14 protein-coding genes are annotated in these 17,859 nt (G+C 52.8%); 3 read left to right on the top strand and 11 right to left on the bottom strand.

Annotation, left to right across the window (positions count from 1 at the left end; genetic code table 11):
* Window positions 1-13: 13 nt before the first annotated feature.
* The 8 genes from PHA81_RS17595 to PHA81_RS17560 all read right to left on the bottom strand — a co-directional run bounded on the left by PHA81_RS17595 (window position 14) and on the right by PHA81_RS17560 (window position 13,025).
* Window positions 14-2,374: a hypothetical protein gene (locus PHA81_RS17595; RefSeq protein WP_273837819.1), complete on the bottom strand. Its 2,361-nt coding sequence runs from the start codon at window positions 2,372-2,374 to the stop codon at window positions 14-16.
* Window positions 2,374-3,420 carry a hypothetical protein gene (locus tag PHA81_RS17590; protein WP_273837817.1) on the bottom strand — a complete coding sequence of 349 codons (1,047 nt, stop codon included), beginning with the start codon at window positions 3,418-3,420 and terminating at the stop codon, window positions 2,374-2,376. The genes PHA81_RS17595 and PHA81_RS17590 overlap by 1 nt, the downstream gene beginning before the upstream one ends.
* Before the next feature lie 42 nt (window positions 3,421-3,462).
* Window positions 3,463-5,823: a hypothetical protein gene (locus PHA81_RS17585; protein WP_273837814.1), complete on the bottom strand. Its 2,361-nt coding sequence runs from the start codon at window positions 5,821-5,823 to the stop codon at window positions 3,463-3,465.
* Between the two features lie 65 nt (window positions 5,824-5,888).
* Window positions 5,889-6,266, bottom strand: coding sequence for a hypothetical protein (locus PHA81_RS17580; RefSeq protein ID WP_273837813.1), 378 nt, complete (start codon window positions 6,264-6,266; stop codon window positions 5,889-5,891).
* Window positions 6,267-6,349: 83 nt separating this feature from the next.
* Window positions 6,350-8,047, bottom strand: a complete 1,698-nt coding sequence (locus PHA81_RS17575; protein WP_273837811.1) for a hypothetical protein — start codon at window positions 8,045-8,047, stop codon at window positions 6,350-6,352.
* Window positions 8,048-9,403: 1,356 nt separating this feature from the next.
* Complete coding sequence (locus tag PHA81_RS17570; protein WP_273837809.1) at window positions 9,404-10,237, bottom strand: hypothetical protein; 834 nt, start codon at window positions 10,235-10,237, stop codon at window positions 9,404-9,406.
* Window positions 10,238-10,404: 167 nt separating this feature from the next.
* The gene (locus tag PHA81_RS17565; RefSeq protein WP_273837808.1) at window positions 10,405-11,259 is read right to left on the bottom strand and encodes a hypothetical protein; all 855 of its coding nucleotides are present in this window, start codon (window positions 11,257-11,259) and stop codon (window positions 10,405-10,407) included.
* Entirely contained in the window at window positions 11,256-13,025 is a 1,770-nt protein-coding gene (locus PHA81_RS17560) for a hypothetical protein (RefSeq protein WP_273837806.1), read from the bottom strand. The genes PHA81_RS17565 and PHA81_RS17560 overlap by 4 nt, the downstream gene beginning before the upstream one ends.
* Window positions 13,026-13,035: 10 nt before the next feature.
* On the opposite strand from PHA81_RS17560, the gene PHA81_RS17555 reads away from it, so the two are divergent.
* Window positions 13,036-13,671, top strand: a complete 636-nt coding sequence (locus PHA81_RS17555; protein ID WP_273837804.1) for a DUF3267 domain-containing protein — start codon at window positions 13,036-13,038, stop codon at window positions 13,669-13,671.
* Window positions 13,672-13,734: 63 nt separating this feature from the next.
* Window positions 13,735-14,604 carry an ATP-binding protein gene (locus PHA81_RS17550; protein WP_273837802.1) on the top strand — a complete coding sequence of 290 codons (870 nt, stop codon included), beginning with the start codon at window positions 13,735-13,737 and terminating at the stop codon, window positions 14,602-14,604.
* A gap of 123 nt (window positions 14,605-14,727) precedes the next feature.
* Here PHA81_RS17550 and PHA81_RS17545 read toward each other — a convergent pair whose 3' ends face one another.
* Window positions 14,728-15,144 (bottom strand): hypothetical protein, encoded by a 417-nt coding sequence (locus PHA81_RS17545; RefSeq protein WP_273837801.1) that lies wholly within the window; start codon window positions 15,142-15,144, stop codon window positions 14,728-14,730.
* Window positions 15,145-15,987: a ParA family protein gene (locus PHA81_RS17540; RefSeq protein ID WP_273837799.1), complete on the bottom strand. Its 843-nt coding sequence runs from the start codon at window positions 15,985-15,987 to the stop codon at window positions 15,145-15,147.
* A gap of 173 nt (window positions 15,988-16,160) precedes the next feature.
* On the opposite strand from PHA81_RS17540, the gene PHA81_RS17535 reads away from it, so the two are divergent.
* Window positions 16,161-16,919: a hypothetical protein gene (locus PHA81_RS17535; protein ID WP_273837797.1), complete on the top strand. Its 759-nt coding sequence runs from the start codon at window positions 16,161-16,163 to the stop codon at window positions 16,917-16,919.
* A gap of 499 nt (window positions 16,920-17,418) precedes the next feature.
* Here PHA81_RS17535 and PHA81_RS17530 read toward each other — a convergent pair whose 3' ends face one another.
* The gene (locus PHA81_RS17530; RefSeq protein ID WP_273837796.1) at window positions 17,419-17,859 is read right to left on the bottom strand and encodes a hypothetical protein; all 441 of its coding nucleotides are present in this window, start codon (window positions 17,857-17,859) and stop codon (window positions 17,419-17,421) included.

Here is a 17,859-nt window from a genome sequence, read left to right as displayed (position 1 = left end):
AATAGCGTCTTATCTATGCGCCCTCGTCCTCCTCATCGTCGGGATCGATGAGCGGAATCTCTTCTTCCAGAGCTTCGACACGCATCGGGAACTTCCCGACGTTTTCGACGCAAAGCAAGGCAGTGGAATACCCCAGTTCCGACTCGCCCATCGTTGCTGATTCGACGAAATCCTTCTCCGAGTCGTTGATTTCGAGATACTTCTGCTGCTCGTCAGTAATCCCCTTATCGATCCGATGGAGAACCTGGATCTGGGTGTTATCGGCGATTACTTTCGCATCTTCGTGGCCCAGCATATCCTCGAGCGATTGGGTCATGAGCTGAATCGATAGATCGTGGTGCCGGCTATGGCGCGTCGCGCGCTCAAGCCATTCGAGACTCTCAGAGTCCTTGATCAGCATGTGAGCCTCGTCAACCGCGAAGATCACTCGCTTGGACGACTGTTTCGCGCGCTGATGGATCATCCGGAACATGAGTTTCATCATCAGGCTGGTTTCTTCGTCCGTTTCGGACTCTTCGAGGTCGAGGTAGATGACCTTCTCATCCGATTCGGCGATATCGACGTCCGTCTCTTGGGCGAGGTGATCGTACGTCCGGCCCGGCCGGAACGACTGCATCGCCATCCGTAGCGCGCTCGCGTGCTGCTTGTACTGATTGATGTCTTTGTCGGTGATGCCGAACCGCTCAGCGTCGATATCCGGCATCTCGGGTTTCATCTGTTCGGGTCCACTGTCAATGCCAGCGGCTTCGAAATCGAGTTCTCCCCCATCAGCGGTCGCAGCCCCGACAGATTCGTCAGCCTCTCGGATCCAGTCTGCTGCTACCGACTTGGGAGCACCTGCGGCATCTGCAACAGTCTCGGGAGTCGTTGTTGCGAGATCACCCACCGTCGAGAGGTCTTCCTCGCACAGCCGATCACGGTATGTTGACCCGATACCATCGATCTCTTCGACCGAATCGCTTCCACCATCGGCGCTAACGGAAGAATCGGCGCTCTCGACGGTTTCGATTGTCCCGTTGCCGATCTGGTCCGCGATGCTCGTTGACTGCACGTAGTCGACGATATCTGGGATGCCGAGTTGTTCGAGCTCATCACCCTCGAACTCGATGCCGGTCTCAGCGGCGATGACGAACGGGAGCGGATAGAGCCCCATCGCGCTAAGGATGTCCAAGACATCAGTCACGGTTGGACTCTCGTTGCTGTGTGTCCGTGGATCGGCGGTGATCCCCTTGAGCGCATAGGCGATCTCGACAGCGAGCTCGAGAACCGCGCGTCTGGTTGCGTCGAGACCGCTTTCGTCGTTGCCCTTCATCGCGAAATACATATCAAAGAAGTCCAGTGCTGCGATGCGCGACTGCCGGAACGGGTTGTGGTCGCGATCGTCGATTTTCCGGATGATATGTTCGGGCGTTTCCTTGATCTCCATCGGGTTCAGCGATCTCGACCCATTGATGGGGATCGTCTTGCCGTCGAACGTCTCGGTCAAGCTGTGGAACTCGCCCATTGGATCGATCACGATCAGTACTGTGTCGCGATCCTTTGACAACCGGCGCAGGAGATTCAGCTTCGAGTCGAACGATTTCCCAGCACCGATATCACCCGCTACCAACAGATTGTATCCACTCCGTGCATACCGATCGACCACGAGCGGACTATTGTTCATCGCGTGGAATCCCCAGAGCACACCTTCTGGTTCGATGACTGATTTCGATCGGAAGGGGAACAATGCTCCAGCAGCACCGCCAGTCATCCGCTTGCGATAGCGAAGGATGTCACGTGCAAGTGGGCTCGTGGTCACGAGGCCGTCCTGCTGTTCGTAGGCGGGCTTTTTCACCGTGAGCCGCCGTTTCCGGAGCGTGTCAATGATGTCGTCCGTAGCATCACCGACACGATCTTTGCTTTCTGCACGGACCGTAATATAGAGCCCAATGCTGACCATTTCATCCTTCCCGGAGATGAGCTGGTCGTAGATGTACTCGTGTCTTTTCAGCCGACGCTTGCTCCGCCGCGCACTCGATTCGCCTTTGTCTTCTTTCTGGACGACTGCAGCTTTGACGTCATCAATCGCACTCTCGACGCCATCGATTGCACTGTTCGTGTCGTGATTGTTCACGTAGATGCTGACATCCACGTTCGCACCCGATGTCGAGTAGATCGAGTCCAGCATCCGCTCATCGGTGTTCTCCGGATACCCCTCGACGAAGATGGTCTGTGCCCACATCTCTCCGGTTCGCATCTTATTGGAAGCGAGGACGAGATGCGTCGGTGAGATAAGTCGGGCATGGACGGCTGGATCGGACCCATCGAGTTCGTCGGGGTGTTCATCCTCGATCCCAAGCACGTCTCGAAGGTGTTCTTTGATGCTTTCGAACATTATGAGGACACCTCTTCACTCTCAGTATCCCGAACGACTGCTGGGAGGTTGTGGATACGTGGGGTTGAATCACCATAATCGACCCTCTCGCCCGTCCAGAACTCCTCAAGCAGGTCGCAGTGCTCGCTTGCATCGACTGGTTCAGTGGTACAGTCGGGGAGTTGTTGGATACCTCGTCGGACTCGCTGCAGTCGCTTGTTGAGTTCACGCTGCTGCTGTTCTTTCAGTTCCTCTTCAGGCATCTCATCACTGATCACTGCGAGAGACTTGAAGAGCTGCCCAACGAAGGGCCAATCAGCGATCTGGCTTGTTGAAGACCGATCGCGAAGCCGGATCTCCATCGGTGTGACTGCGACAACGACATAGTATTCGCGCACGCTCGTGCCGCGCTCGCGGAACACCTCTGGAAGTTTCTCTTGGTACGTCTGAACGAGATCGCGCAGCTGATCGTTGTCCCGAATATCGCTCCCTCGGGCACGCGCACGATATGGCTTCACGAGTGTATCGGGGTCAATACGTCGACCTGAACTATAAATCTGAATGTCAAATTCCAACCGATTGATGAACACTGCGAAATCATCGGCGATGTCTTCAAGCTGCCCGTCGCTGGCGAGTGCCATGTTACCAGCATGGACCTGCATCAATCCAACGAGCGCTCCGTCGGTCCGTTCGACGAAGTCCTTGATTGGATCGAAGTGATCGACATTCGTCAGCGATTCTGGCGTGTGCTCGCTTGAGCTGGGATTGTGAGGTGTCATCGTTTTATCGCTGAATCTGAATCTCACTGCAGCCGTGACCCAATCGTGGGGCCGGCGGTGCGACGGTGCGATTTTAATCAGGACGATGGCGGTGATCAGCGCGATTGCGCCAAGGACCCATCCGATCAACTGGTAGGCTTCCGGAAGGAGAGCAACGAGGAAAACGGTGCCAAAGAAGGCACCAGCAAGTAACCAAAGATCACCCAACGTTCGATTCGTGAATGGAATCGTCTCATCCTCTCCAAACTGGTCGAGGACCGGGCGTGAAGGGTCATTTCTACTACTCATGAATCTGTTGTCTCCTGTGTATCGGACCGACTCATCTTTTGTTCAGTCATCGGTCCTCCTGCGTGCGTTCTGGACATCGCGAGCACTCCCTTTATGACGTTCCTCGGCGTCACGGTCGCGTTCGGGTGGTTGCTGGTCAGTGTCCACTTCTGACAAATCATATAGCTGCCCCGATTCTGGATCTCGTGCTGCGAAAACATCATCTTGATCGGCAAAATTGTCACCCATCCTGGAGAATTCTCCTGCTGCAGTATCTGTCTCAACACCTTCTTGATGTTGGTTGAATCCATCACTTTTGATAACGCCAGTGTCCACGTGACTCGGAAGTCCACCCGTTGATTGCGGCACATAGATCTGTTCGCCTTTTGCCTCGCGATAATAGCTACCTTCAGTACTATCTGGCTGTTCCTCAACATTGCCACCCATACTCTGGTTGACCGATCCGCTAGTACTGTCGGAAGTAGATGTGGTGTGACTCCCCACATCCGAGCGTGTTGTATCCCGAGTAGCACCACCAGAATTCTCTTCAGAAGCGCCAGCACCGAAGAAGCCAGCAGTTGCTCCGGCAGCTCCTGCAACGAAGTTTCCGCCGTTGTCTCGAACGGTACCTCCCATTTCCCGTGCGTTGTTGATCCGGTCATTGAGGTTGCTCCTTGCGTTACCTGCCCAGTCACCGACGTTTCCAACACGGTCGGTGAACTGTGACCAGCCTCCACCACCACCCGTCTGCTGACCCCCCTCACCACCCGGAAGCGCGCTCGCGGCGGGATGACCTTCGTCGAGTCGATTCGGAGTCGACGAAGCGTTCGGGTCACGTGGATCGGCTAGCATTCCTGGTCCTCGTCCGAGCATCCCTACAGGACCGTCTCCGTCTCCCGCATGCACCCGACCATCTCCAAGAGCTCCCCCGAACCTGCCCGTATCAGACGACCGTTGGACATCGGTGTCTTCGAGTATATCGTCCGGCCGCATCGAACCAGGTCCGTAATCCGGACCATTGTCAACCTCAGAGGGGTCAGATTCACTCAACTCTTTCAAGCGATCGCTCGCTCGCCGACCAGCTGTCATCATACTCGATGCAATTCCTTTGACCTGTCCGAGTTGCCTATACATGAACAACGGGACAAGTCCTGTGAGTATCCAAACGGCGAGCACCAGGGCTGCGTTCGCGCCCGATGACGTGAGGACTGCACTCAGAGCCGTGGACCCCACATCCGAGCCCTGATTGAGCCCGTTGATAACGGCATACCCTCCCTGGAGCACAAGCCCCATCGGGATAACCATGATTATAAACATTATCGAGACATCAATAAACCGCTCAATCGAGTTGGAGATGTACTTGAGAGGGCCAACATCAACCATTACCAATGGTATGAGGACCGGAAGACCGATCATGAAGATCCCCGCCATCAACAATCTGAATATTATCAGAAGTGCGAAATATGCAACCATAGTTCCACCAGTCAAATATGCAGCGGCAACCAGCAAAATGGCCCCCTGAGCATTTGCTAACACCAGCGACGCATCCGATGCGATCTGTCCTCCTTCTGGCATGATAGCCCTAGTAGCCCCTTTCGTCAACCAGAGGAACGCTGATCCAAGTCCCCATGATCCAATTATCCCAATGAAAGCCAACACGGCTTTGTTATTCATTTGCCGTTTTTTGTATTCGCCGTGTGGTCCTAGCGGAAGCAGCGACGTAACACCCAGTGAACAGAGGAATATGAACCCCCAGATCACGAGTCCGATCGGAATCATTCTGAACATGGAGATATTCCAGAGTGTTTGCCACGGCTGATTTGTGGGCTCGCCAAAGAAAGCTGGATCACCATTCACCGCCGGCGCGGGCGTTGTAAACAAAGCTCCAACGAACATATCCCAAATATCCTGAATGATTTTTAGCATCCCGCCGAATATGGCTCCAAAGATCCATTTTTGCAGTCTACAGGTCATATTGAGATTCCCCGACATCAAAGCGTCAAGAATACCACCACTACATTTCGAATATGCACCGGATGCACTGGACGAGTTATTGACCGAAGGGGCTCCAGCGAAACTGCTGTTATTTCCGCTTGCGTTCCCGCCAGTTACGTTTTCTGGCGCTTTGTATGAGACATTAGTATTGAGAGATGATGAAGAATTGTTGATCGAGGAGTTGTTACCCACAGAAGAGGGGTCGTCGAATGAAGAGCTGTTGCCCACAGTAGAAGGGTCGTCGATCGAGGAATTGTTGCCCACAGCAGATGGGTCATCAAATGCGGTATCATCGGTACTATTCCCGGTTGCGTTTCCACTCCCATTGCCAGATTGGGCTTGTGCAGCAACGAGACCAGTAACACCTGCTATTCCGGCAGTTATGAGGACTATGACCACGACCAGTGCGATACCTTTCCGGCGGTCCATCAGTGGTTACTCCTTTCAACCAGCATGTTGATTACGGCACGATTACGAATCTCAAATCCTGGATTTCAGATGAAGGGGACGAGATCGATGCAGCTGGCTAGTCCAACCCCCATAATCCCAAGGGCAACCTCGATGAAATAACCGACTACAGGGACTGTCACGGCGGTCAAGGCGGATCGGTTGCGCCACTTCCTGTAAAATCTCACCGTGTCTGGGTCTTTGTGTAAGCCTGCCAGACCATGTGCAATCATCGCCACGAAAGCACCAACAACGATCAGCGCGCTTATGATGAGCGGGCCAAATTCGTTGAGTGCGGATTCAACTGGTGTACCACATAACTCAGACCCCGCCTCCTGTGCACTTACTGGACTCGTGAATGCCGCGGCACCCGAAACCGCGCCAAACACTATTGCGATGACTCGTCGGCGCGTCTCAGTTGACATCATTGCTTGTGCTTATGTTGTCACGACCTACTATTTAGTGTTTCCGCCAAGCTGCTATCATCGTGCTCTCTGTAGTTTAATTGTTAAAAGAAGAGTTTATAGATCAGATAAAGGAATATCACTGAGCAACATAGTATGAGGGCACCTGTAAATAGAATCATGAAGATTCCACTGATAATAACCAACAACGCACCGCCAATTGTCGATTTTATCCCATTGAGGAAACTGGACAGAAGGCCACCGCCCTTGTTGGAATCACGTTGCTGAAGAGAGAAAAAGACCTCCTGATAAGGGAGTCTCTCGACATTACTACCTGAGCTAAAACTCCCGTTCGGAATCGGCACTGAACTCAGGTTCCCAGCACTTCCAACTTTATCTGGAGCTTTGAGACCACCTGCTGAACACTGCTCTCCGAAACCAACGCCACTACCGATTCGCATTCCGCTGATACTATCCGGTCCTGCACCAGGGACTCTAATGCAGGTGTCTTTGATGAGAGAGTTCTCCCGCCCAACTACTTTGATGACTGATTCCGCATTCGAACCGACAATTTCTGAATCAGTGATAGTGATATTGTGCGGCGGGCGCGTGGCCTCGTGACCACTACCTGGTCTCTCGGCGACAATGGTCGGCTGATCGAGGTGGTTGACGACACGACAGTTTTCGAGTTTCAGTGCGCCACCCCATCCTCGAACATATATTGGCGCACCCATGTTGCTGTTGACACTCTTCACCTGAACGTCGGCGTTTCTCAAGACAGTGCCACTGGCCTTTTTATTCTGGAATTTCCTCCGCTCGATTTTCAATCCCTGAACACCGAATCGTTGATTGTAGGCAACCCCATTAGTCGGTCCCTTGTAATTGTCTGCATCGACAACCATTGTGACACCATCGGCCCACGATCCGACACCATCGTATCGAAGCTGAGAGACTGCATTATTGCGGTATGTTCCCCCCTTAACCTGTGCTTTCCCCGGTGTGCGACCACCATACAGCCCGTTATCAGCAGCTCCTTCCGACGCGCAATTTCCCATCTGTGCCGTTCCTTTGTTCGCTTGTCCAACCCAGAAAAATGGCGCTCCACCGCTATTCTTGTCGCCAGGAAGACCGATATAGCGCCCGATGAGCCGTTCAGCACGTGCGGTAGCGCCCTCCTCTGTTACGAACCGGCACATCGGATCAGATTGGGCTTCATCTGCCTGCGAACCAGTGTTATCTTGGGTGCCTATGAATCGAATATCACGCGACTGAACAAATCCTGAAGACTCCATCAAGATTGAGATACTGTTGTTGTTCCCTGTTTGATCAAAAACGAAATTGGCGAGGATGCCAGTTGAACCCCCTATATTCACGGCTGCACGTGTGTTATCGGCTGCGACGAACGTTGCGGCATTGTCACCCGGTTTTGGTGGACCGTCCGATTTCTCGTATCCAGCTCCAACCAGACCCACTTTCCCGTCAACGATCGCGTCTAACTTCCCGGTAAGAAGGTATTTTCCGGGGGGAAATACAATGAGAGTTCCAGTTTGAATCCCCGAACCAATATCCTGAGAGATTGGACGACTTCCCGATGGATCAGCACCGAGATCGTCGACTGCATTCACAACTGTGCCGAAGTTCGGAGAGGTTGGTGAACCAGGACCGTCGCCGTTCTGGCCACTATCGGGGTCGTCTTCCTGTGCGAACTCATCATCCATCCGCTGTTGATGGCGATATTCTTCCTCAGCCCATGCGCGTTCAGCGATTCGAGACGGATACCCTGCCTGATCGAAGCGACTCACATCCGACGAGAACGATTCTGCTGTCCTACCCCTTGATCCGCTCGCAATGCTCGACGTACTACTGAGTCCCGTAAGAGCCCCAGCCGCTCCTACAGCCAGAAACGTCCGTCGCGAACAGCTGAATGTCCTGTCCATGGTTATCCTCGACGGAGCAGAAGATAGAGACCGAGAATGACCACCAGTAGCACGGCCCCGGCTATCCATTCGATATTGCTGAAGATCGGATTGCTGGCAGTCTCGCCTGAATCGGCCGATTGGGTTGCTGTCGCCGATGTGTTTTTCGTCGATGTGTTTTTCTGAGAGCTGTCTGTATCAGAAGACGCTGCTGTTGTGCTTGGTGACGTAGTTGGACCCCCGAACACCGATGGCTGATCCTGGGTCGAGTCCGAATTCGAAGATCCAGAACCACCGACAGCTGCTTGATCTGAAACAGTCTCGCCATCGACTGTATATGACACATCCCGAAACCCATCAGTCTCTACGTAATCGTAGTCCTGATTAGCGTTGGTATCCCGACTCGGGACCGCAACGAGTGATCTCCCTTGCGTAGTAGATCCGTTCGTGAGCTCGACTGAGACGTTTTGATGTGTTCCAGCGGGAAGGTACTGGGAGTGCCCGAGGACAGTCTGGGTCGGGTCTCCCCATGGACGTAGATAACTCTCGTTGTGAACGGCGACGAAACCGCCCTCCGGTAATGTTACTGATTCGACGGTGACTGCTGATCCATTTGCACGTTGTTCAGTGAACTGAATAGCTGCAGATGGTGCAGGTGTCGCGTTTGGATCACCGCGCGATCCGCGAACCGTTAATCGAGCACCATCCTTCACGAGACGTTCTTGATCGCCCGATCCGACGATAATAGGTGGGTCGGTACTCGCTCTAGACGTGAGATATTCGAAACGGCTGTTGTTGTTACTATCTTGATATAGGATCACCTCATAATTCCCAGTGTTGTTAATCGAGGTCTGGTTGGCAACGCCACCTGGCGGGCTGTTATTGACGGAGAGCGTGACATTCCGATAAGTACCAGCTGAGAGTTGGCCAGAAACCGCTACAGCATCCTCTTCGAGAACCCCTTGGACCCCTCCACCACTCAGGTCCAAGACAATGAACCCCCTGCTGGGTAATGTAGCGGATTGGACTGTGACCGTCGACCCATCTATCGACTGATTGTTAAATTCTATTGATGCGTTGGTCTGGGTTTGAGTTGTTGTGGGATCTGCTGAAGAAACCCCCACAGGTGAACCCTCAAGAGGCACGGTCGCTAATATGCACATAGTAACCAATACACATGTGAGACCAATGATCCATCGGTGACTCTTCCGACCCTCGAACCCCATGTCCCATCCTAATTTTTCATTTTCCATTTGTTTGGGTTGTGTTTGTTGTCACAGATTTATTTGGGGGGAATGAAAAGGAGAATTCGTCACAGTAGTACCATAGCCCGCTAGCCGCTACATCGCCAGAGAGCGAATATGTGAAGGGGAGCTTCATCTTACTTTCTTGTGAAGTTTTGATGAGTAGTGTAGCTTGCCGCTGGTTCCCATCACATTTTCTTGAAGAGAATGAGGAATTGCCGACTGAATAGTTGCGTGCCTCTTTCTCAGACCCTAACCTAAAGAGATCCTCTTTGAAATTGAATGTTGCTGTTTTACCGATCTCAATCATCCTTCGGACATTATGTGCTGTCGAGTCGACACGGCCGACCCTCATACCATCTTCATCAGTTGGATCTGGAACGCCAGAAGGCACACGAGCATTCTCGATACCGGCTGGCAATGTTCCGCGATTGCGGAGTTTGACATCTACATCAAATATCTTCGGCGAACTAGGAGTATCTATATTCACCAGCTGAAGATCTGGTTTGAGATTGAGTGTGCGTTTGTTGACTACTTCTGTATTTTCAACGACTTCAAGTGAATACTCTCCCGAAGAAATTGGCATCATACCCCCCTGCATTGAGCTCTCTGTTAGCGAAAACGTAATTGATGTTTTACCACCCTCCACAGTCCAGTGACGTAAGCGCTCATCGCTATCTGGGGGGATGAGGTTGATTGTTTTCCCAACAGCATCCTCGTTAAATTTGATCTTCATCTCTGTACCAGCGAATGAGATGTTGTCTATTGCCTCCAGCTGCTCAGTTTCACTACGATTACTACCGTTACCGCTACTATTACTACCACCACTCATACAGCCAGCTACCGTAGTCAAAGCTGCTCCAGTGCTGATTTGAAAGGCGCGGGAAAGGAAACGACGTCGAGAGTCTGGTCGCATAATTATAGCCATTTCTCCATCATATTTAAACTCTCTTGTGGGAAACACGAGCCGATTCCGACTCGCTAACCGCAATATCATTCTCAAGATTCGTTGCCAAAAACAACCGTTGTTGAATCGTTCCCATTTGAGTTTGTACATTGACCTCTTCTATTTTCGGCAGGCTCACACTCGGAGGTGCTTTTGCCTTCGCCTCCCGAGTAATCGGGCGCTCTCCCGAATCGATCCGCCCCACTTGCTGATGATTCTTGATCTCCCCTTCCCCGTCCTCTTGGTCCCAATGGGCCTTCCAATTCGATCGAATTAAGAATGTTCTCGAGGTACTTTTGCGAGGTATTATCCCCGCCCATGTCTGCCACCCACTTGCTCTTCACGTGCCATGAGGCAACTGGTTCCCGCGATTCGTTCGAAGTGGTGGTGCTGCTGACCGATCTATTTGTCTCCGCTGGATCGTTCGCGCTGGATTGGTTTGGTGAGTTGTTAGCTGAAGAAGAGCCGGACTGCGATGAATTATCAGTCGAATTGGAGGAATTACCGCTCGCTCGCTCACGAGGAGGTATGACTTTGGCTTCTAACTTGCTAACGTTCCATCCATTACGGATGAGACTTGAATATTGTATAGATATCGTTCCAATTTCCTCGACAACTGCGGATTCATTCGGCCGTTTTGGGACATACCGGAGTGTCGTGACGTTGTTTTTCACGCCGACAGACAAGACGGTGATATTCGAATTACTGAGTCGATCTGCGATCTCCTGTGTGTAGTATTCGTCTCCTCTCTCTGGAGTTGTGGTGGGGGTTACTGTCGAGGCTGTATCAGAGTTGGAGCCATCCAGTACTTCTCCGCCACCCCCTCCGCCACTGAGTACGGCAGTGAAAATCGAAAAAAGTACGAGGCCGATCAGAAAATACACGCCGAATTTGAGAACTCGATTCATCGGCGGAGAAGGGCCAACCCAACGACAAATACAACAGCGATCAGACCACCGATCACCCCGAATCCTGGTCCAAATCCTGAGCTTGAGCTCTGCTGAGCCGACGAGTTCGGCGTCGGTGTTGGGGTAGGAGTCAGTTGCCCTCTCTGCACTACGTCGATGGACTTCGTTACCTCACTCTCAGCGACCACGTAACTGGAGCTGTTCAAAACGCCGATCTTCACTGCATAACTTCCAGGCGACTCGTATTCACGTCGAAACGTGACTTGCTGTGATCCGTTAGCGTAGAGGGTGATCTCCTTGGAGTCGGTGACTGTCCCTTGTGTCGCGAGCCCGATTGTCGTTTGCAGCCGCCCGTTTTTGATGTTGGTTATCGTGACGTTGACTGAGAGCTCTTGTCCGGCTTCGATTCGTTCCTTGCTGAGAGAGATATTCGACAGCGTGAACCCCGCTTTCGGATTTTTATGCGTTGTGCTGGAAGAGTTGTTCTCACCGGTGTTGTTGCTGCCAGTATTGTTTCCTGGCTGCACCTGCACTTGCTCTCCGTTGATCGTCACACGAGCACTTCGGTTGATACTTGACTGAGTGATACTTCCATAATAGTAATACGTGTCGGAGAAATCACTTGGTCCGACCTGCCCTTCGACCGTGGTATCGTCGGACCAAGTGTCGTTTGCAGCGTTCCCATCAGGGACAATCACCCCATCGACACTGAACTGATAGTGAGTCGATCCCGACGGTGTCGTGTTTTTCGTCGAGAGGGTAATCCAGTTCTTCCCGAGCGCTTCTGTATTGATCTGTTGGCCGTTTATCGATGCGGTTACATCGCCGCTCGAATTGAAATCAGTTATCCGACCAGAATAGTGGAGAACTCTGGATTCCTCGTACGGGACCGTGCCATTCATCCGAGTGTTGTTATTCGAGGTGCTATTGTTACTGACGTTCTCGCTGACGATTTCACCGGTTACACTGATCGAGTAGGTATTGCTCTGATTTTCAGCATTGTACCCTCCATCGAGAGTGATCTGTTTCGGGAGCGGTGGAGGACTTGCTGATTGATTCGAACCCGAAGATCCGTTTGTAGATTGGTTCGATTCAGATGAGCTATTAGCGTCTGTTGGCTCTACCAGAACTCGATCCATGACTGGACTCCCGCTTTGATTCTGGTATGCGGCATCAGGTCCGGTCTGGTTTCTATAGTCAAAGGTCTGGTTGCCATTAGTCTCGTTGTGAAGCGTGACTGCTACCGACGAGTTGTTCGCGATCGACTGGTTCAGCGTGACGACGACGTCCTCGAAAGTCCCGCCTTGAACGTACTGTGTTCGACCAATGATCGACTCGTTAGTCGGCTCAGACGCGTTGAAGCTATCATTGTGAGCGACGATGTATCCGGCATCCGGGAGTGTTACCGAAGATAATACCACCTCTTTCTGGGTGGTTCCATTTCCATCGATCGTAACCGACGCATTTGCTGGTTGGGTCTGATTACCCGATTGCTGTGCAAATATCGAGGGTCCGTCTGCGGCGACTGGTGATGCGATAAACCCCGCTGCAAAGATGAGAATGAAAAGCAGAATCGCGAGCTGCTTAACCGTGGATCCAAGGGCCAGACTCTGAAGAGAGCGTGCCAGAGGATCAGTGAGTTGCTTCACCATTTGAGGGAAGTTTGCGTATTTATCCCTGAGAGTGACCTCATATTTAATCTCTCTGGGCTTCGCATCTCCGATACGCGGGTGGTCCAGCAAAACCGATATGTCGATTGCTACCAAAGGGTAATTAATGGCTGATGACAGGCTTGAAGATCCACTGACACCAGACCACCCCGATGTTCCTGCCCCGCCATCAGGCCATGACGATCCGTACGAATATGTGGCGGCACCCTCGTGGTTTGATCTTGCACTTGGCGATATCGGAATGTTCGCGCTCTCGATAGGGGTATTCATCCCCCTTGCGATCGAGATTCAGGGGGTGGATGTCGTTGTAACAGCCTTTGAAGACGCTTTCACTCTGGATAATCTTGCGTATGGAGTGATGGTTGCATCTGTGGCTGGCACTATACTGTTCCATGAAGTTGTTCATGCACTAGTCGCGCGCGCGTGTGGATGTGCGACATCGATATCAGTCAACCTCCGGCGGATCGAGGCACGCACCGAGATCACAGGCGAATTTCTTTCGCGGCGGGAGGACGCGCTTGTGACACTTGCTCCACTGGTGGTTCTCACAGTGTTGGGGCTGGTCCTGCTGGTGATTGGACCACAGTGGCTGTCACTCGCAGCGTTGGTTGTTCTCATCATGAATGCAGCTGGAAGTGGGAGTGATCTGGCTGCGGCTCTGCGCCTCCGTCACTTCCCTCCTGGAACCCTTACCTACTATGTCGACGGCCGATTGGTGCTCTATGAATCCACCGCTCAGTGATCGTGGTCGCAATAGTGATACCTCTCCGAGAGGTTTATGACTCACCCCGAAGCTACCCCATGTATGCCGACTGCTTCCGAATCCCCTGAAAACAATCCCGGTGAGCACCAAGACCCGTATCTTGATGCGATCGGATGGTCAACGAACCCGTTCAACCGCCCTGCAACTGCTGACGAATATGTACTCACAAATGCCGAAAGTATCTCGGATATAACTGCTAAGATCCAGAATTACAATGGGCCTGTTCTACTCCATTCGCCAACGGCTGGCGTTGGAAAGACAACGCTACTGGATATACTCCTGGAGTCTCTCAGTGATGAATTCGTGCCTTTGAAGATCAACGGTCAAGCCACGACAGTACACGGGCTTGTTGCTACTCTCGCGGATGAACTTGCCATTGAGGTTGACTGGAACACACAGCAGACTAAACAGCGCCTCCATGATGAACTCGGAAGGAGGGACGCACCTGTCTTGCTTGGTGTTCATGACCTCGATCTCGCTACCGAGGAAGCACTGTACGCGGTCCATGAACTTACGGATCTCTCGAATATCCATATCATCTTGTCGGGCACCGCTTCAAGCTGGGAAACGATCGGGCAGGTTGGAAGCGTCGGCCAGACGTTCCAGCGAGACGTGAGTTACCAGCTCAGACTTGACCCGCTCTCGCGTGCCGAAGCCTACGAACTCTACCAGCGCCGGGTTGCTACTGCCACAGAATACGAACACGATGAGTATCAGGAAGTGCCGTTTGATCCGATTACTGAAACCGCTCTCGACGAAGTGTATGATCGGAGTGATGGAGTACCAGCGTTGATAATCAGTGCATTTGAGGAACTCATCGACCGTGCTACAGACCGCTATCTCCGAACTAACACCACTCTCATTGCCACGGGTGACGCCAAGAAAATCGACTACTCCGTCTCCTCGTGTTGATTTGACCTGGCTTAGTCGCTTTCAGATGAGATATACAGAATCTGTATTTGGATACTAGATTCGAAATTGTATTACGGATTCAGAATGCAAATGTGAAAACGGTTGAAGGACCCGGAAAGGATGTCAGAACTCGTCTGCTTGCTCAGTAAGATACTCTTTGCGTGCTTCAACAGCTGTCTGCATTGTCTCGGGTGCTACTTCACGGAGACCAACCCTGACCAGCAGTCGAAGTGTCGCAGCGCGCGTCTCGCGAGTGTCGTCACTATCTCGGCCAAGTTCCGCTCCAGCATCGGCGGCGACAGCAGCGAGTTGATCCGTCTCTTCCAGCCCCCAGATGAGTGCAGCTAAGCGACCATCACGGATCGTCAGATTTTCTGGCATCTCGTCAGCGTCGATGCGTGCATGGCCCTTCCGAACCGCTTCGTGAAGTGATCCAGGAGTATTTTCGGGCTGTGAAGTATCCGATGCTTCGGCACTATGGCGCGTCTGATCTTTTGAATCACGAAGCATCTCCTCAGCCTTGTTACGATCGTCGGCCATCTATTGAGCCTCCACACGGCTGAGAAGATCAGTTGTTAGGTCACGGTAGGCACGGCGCGCGCGCTTGCCTGTCTGATAGAGCTCGTCGTCTCCGATCGCGAAGAGGGTCTGTCCCGCAGCCTGCTCGTTCTTGATGTTCGCCGTATCCGTGACCGGTGTCGCAACGATCTCGGAGAATTCTGTCTCGATCTCACTCACGAACAGTTCGGACAGGTTGGTGGTCTGATTCACGATCGTTGGGATCACCATCGTCAGTCGAGGACTGACAGGATGTTCATCACGAATCGTTTCCAGATCGGTGCGTAGTTTATCCAATTGTGCGCGTTCGAATGCACCCGGTGGGAGTGGTGTCACGATGTTTTCAGCCGCGAACAACCCGTTGAGGGCGATGTTGTCCTCTTTCCCTGGCAGGTCCAACAACACGAGGTCATACCGAGGCGCAATCTTGTTGGCGATGAATGCGTCGAGTTTAGCGAATCGCTCCTCTATCGCAATGTTCGTGAGATTATTATCCGCCCCAGTGAGGCCGGGATCAGCTGGAATGAGGTCTGGCCCCTCGCCCGTTTCGAATGTCATCTGATCGACGATCTCCGGGATGTTCTCTTGGATGAACTCCCAGTTGTCTCCGAAAACGGCTGAAATCGGCGCGGTTGGATCGTGCGTAGCATCTGCAACCCCGAACTGTGTTGAGAGGTCGTTTTGCGTGCCAGCTAGGTCGATGAGCAACACGTCGAGACCGTGATCTTGGTGTGCTGAAACGCCGACGTGGGCGGTGCTTGTCGTTTTGCCGACGCCGCCCTTCTCGACGTAGAAGGCGGCCCGTTTGACGGATGTGGAACTCATATCCAATTGCTGTATACATATTCAAGATACTTATACCCTTGTCAGACAACACCTGAAGCCAGGATTGGTTGATTAGTGGAGCGTCCCTGACCCAGAGGAACCTAGCAATGAGCGATAACCACTTTCACTCCGCTATCAACTGAATTAACACTCCACGCACAGAATCGACGACTGTGAATCCCCAACCGAATGCGAATAAACCTGACGCGAGACTTGTCGAGGCTCTAGACAAGGAACCAGACGAGAGATGGGAGGCGGTTCGGCAGCAAGCGCTTGAGGCTGTTACACACGACAACCTCCTCGCAGTCTGGTTTCAGGCCGTTGGCGATGGATCGCCGCTTTCTCAGGCTCGGGAGAATGAGATCGAGCGAGCGACTCCATACCAGATGACGTTCACAACCGGTTTCGACGATGACCTCCAGTATCAGGATGTGTTGTCCATCTCAAACCGGCTCTGCTCACACCACAACGGGGTCTGGATACGGCCGGAACTGGTTTCTGGGTCGGTCGAAACACAACTGGGAACCGATCTCCAGCGGTATGAGGAAGGGGCTAGACAGTTCTACGGTGAAGACACTTCCAATATACAACTCCCAACGGCAGCCAGTCTTGATGAACAGCGCGACCAGATAGTATCACTTCTCGAATCAGGCAATCCCTCGCTGTTCTGGATGCAGGCCGTAATCCCAGAAACGCACATGATTGTCTCAGGTGGAGTTAGTCAGCTTTTCTCCGACGAACCAATCAATTATCATATCGGTGGCCACCCTTCGCTCCAAGGAACAGAACTTGATGGACAACTGACGCAGGTTGCTATTACTCAACACTTGTTTGTGAGCGCTTGTATTGCTGACCAGCCTCTCAGCCAGTATACCGACCAAATTCTACAAATGACCCTCAGCAACGACTATCATCATGAATCATTTCCGTGATTTGGCGGGGGAGAGATCGTTCTAATTTTGGGCAGGATTCGGTACCATCCGAGTCAGTCCCGTAGCACGGGCGACGACGATTTTCGGAAAGTGTCGTCGCACGACCTTCGACGATACTTGGCCACACCTACTTAGCCGTGGATATCAAAATATCGGCGCACCCCCGCACTGGAGCTACCGCTATCAATCTCCAGACAACCATCAGTGTTTCAGCCGAGATCCGAACAGGCCGGTCACAAGCAAAGCGACGATCACGACGAGATTTCCCACGCCGCAAGCCAGCCTCGCGCGCTGACCGGCAACTCGAGATCGTGGATTGAGTAGCCCGCGTCTTCCAGGTGATCGCGAACGTGGTCCGGCTGTGCTCCAACGAGAAGCCTCGCCGAATCATCAGACTGCTCAGCCGGTCGAAGCTTCCACGGTTCGACACTCTCGTCCATCTCGCAAAGAATCGTAGCGAGTTCGGTGCTGTGCCGCCCAAGAGTGCTTCCAGCAGCCATCAGTCACCCTCCTGGCGGCGTTCGCGACGGCGTTGAACGAGATCAACCACTGGCCAGCCGGCGTCTCGCAGCTGCTCTTTGACTTCCTGAATCGTGCTCGCATCCACGGTCCATGCCGATCGATCCGGGTTCCACCGACGACTCGTCGACTTCTGGGAGAGATCAATTAGGTCCTCTTTCGACGCGAACGGCGTGCCGAGCATCGCTTTTAGCCCGTTGTGGGTGGCGATCTCACCGAGGATTTTGATGCACTCCACGGGATCGTCCCCAGATGGGAGATACTCCAGCATCGGTCCATTCGGCGTGTCGTTGTATTCGATCGCAAGGCGACCACAGTATGGACAGACCCACACGCCGAGGTCAGCGCGGTGTGCGCTCGGCTCGTCGCACGTCGGGCAGTTCGGGTGGAAATCGAGACTGTATCGTGTCGTATCAGGCAT

It is taken from the genome of Halococcus sp. PRR34 (genome assembly GCF_028617175.1).
GTDB classification, from domain to species: Archaea; Halobacteriota; Halobacteria; order Halobacteriales; family Halococcaceae; genus Halococcus; species Halococcus salifodinae.
The sequence above is the reverse complement of the archived record's forward strand: the minus strand, read 5'-3'. Positions and strand labels throughout refer to the sequence as shown.

What these genes read in the sequence shown, in the direction of transcription:
- PHA81_RS17555 (WP_273837804.1), top strand. Translation starts at nt 13,036, where the DNA reads ATGGCTGATGACAGGCTTGAAGATCCACTGACACCAGACCACCCCGAT.
- PHA81_RS17590 (WP_273837817.1), bottom strand. Translation starts at nt 3,420, where the DNA reads ATGAGTAGTAGAAATGACCCTTCACGCCCGGTCCTCGACCAGTTTGGA.
- PHA81_RS17570 (WP_273837809.1), bottom strand. Translation starts at nt 10,237, where the DNA reads ATGAGTGGTGGTAGTAATAGTAGCGGTAACGGTAGTAATCGTAGTGAA.
- PHA81_RS17545 (WP_273837801.1), bottom strand. Translation starts at nt 15,144, where the DNA reads ATGGCCGACGATCGTAACAAGGCTGAGGAGATGCTTCGTGATTCAAAA.
- PHA81_RS17580 (WP_273837813.1), bottom strand. Translation starts at nt 6,266, where the DNA reads ATGTCAACTGAGACGCGCCGACGAGTCATCGCAATAGTGTTTGGCGCG.
- PHA81_RS17550 (WP_273837802.1), top strand. Translation starts at nt 13,735, where the DNA reads ATGCCGACTGCTTCCGAATCCCCTGAAAACAATCCCGGTGAGCACCAA.
- PHA81_RS17585 (WP_273837814.1), bottom strand. Translation starts at nt 5,823, where the DNA reads ATGGACCGCCGGAAAGGTATCGCACTGGTCGTGGTCATAGTCCTCATA.
- PHA81_RS17565 (WP_273837808.1), bottom strand. Translation starts at nt 11,259, where the DNA reads ATGAATCGAGTTCTCAAATTCGGCGTGTATTTTCTGATCGGCCTCGTA.
- PHA81_RS17595 (WP_273837819.1), bottom strand. Translation starts at nt 2,374, where the DNA reads ATGTTCGAAAGCATCAAAGAACACCTTCGAGACGTGCTTGGGATCGAG.
- PHA81_RS17530 (WP_273837796.1), bottom strand. Translation starts at nt 17,859, where the DNA reads ATGCCTGATACGACACGATACAGTCTCGATTTCCACCCGAACTGCCCG.
- PHA81_RS17540 (WP_273837799.1), bottom strand. Translation starts at nt 15,987, where the DNA reads ATGAGTTCCACATCCGTCAAACGGGCCGCCTTCTACGTCGAGAAGGGC.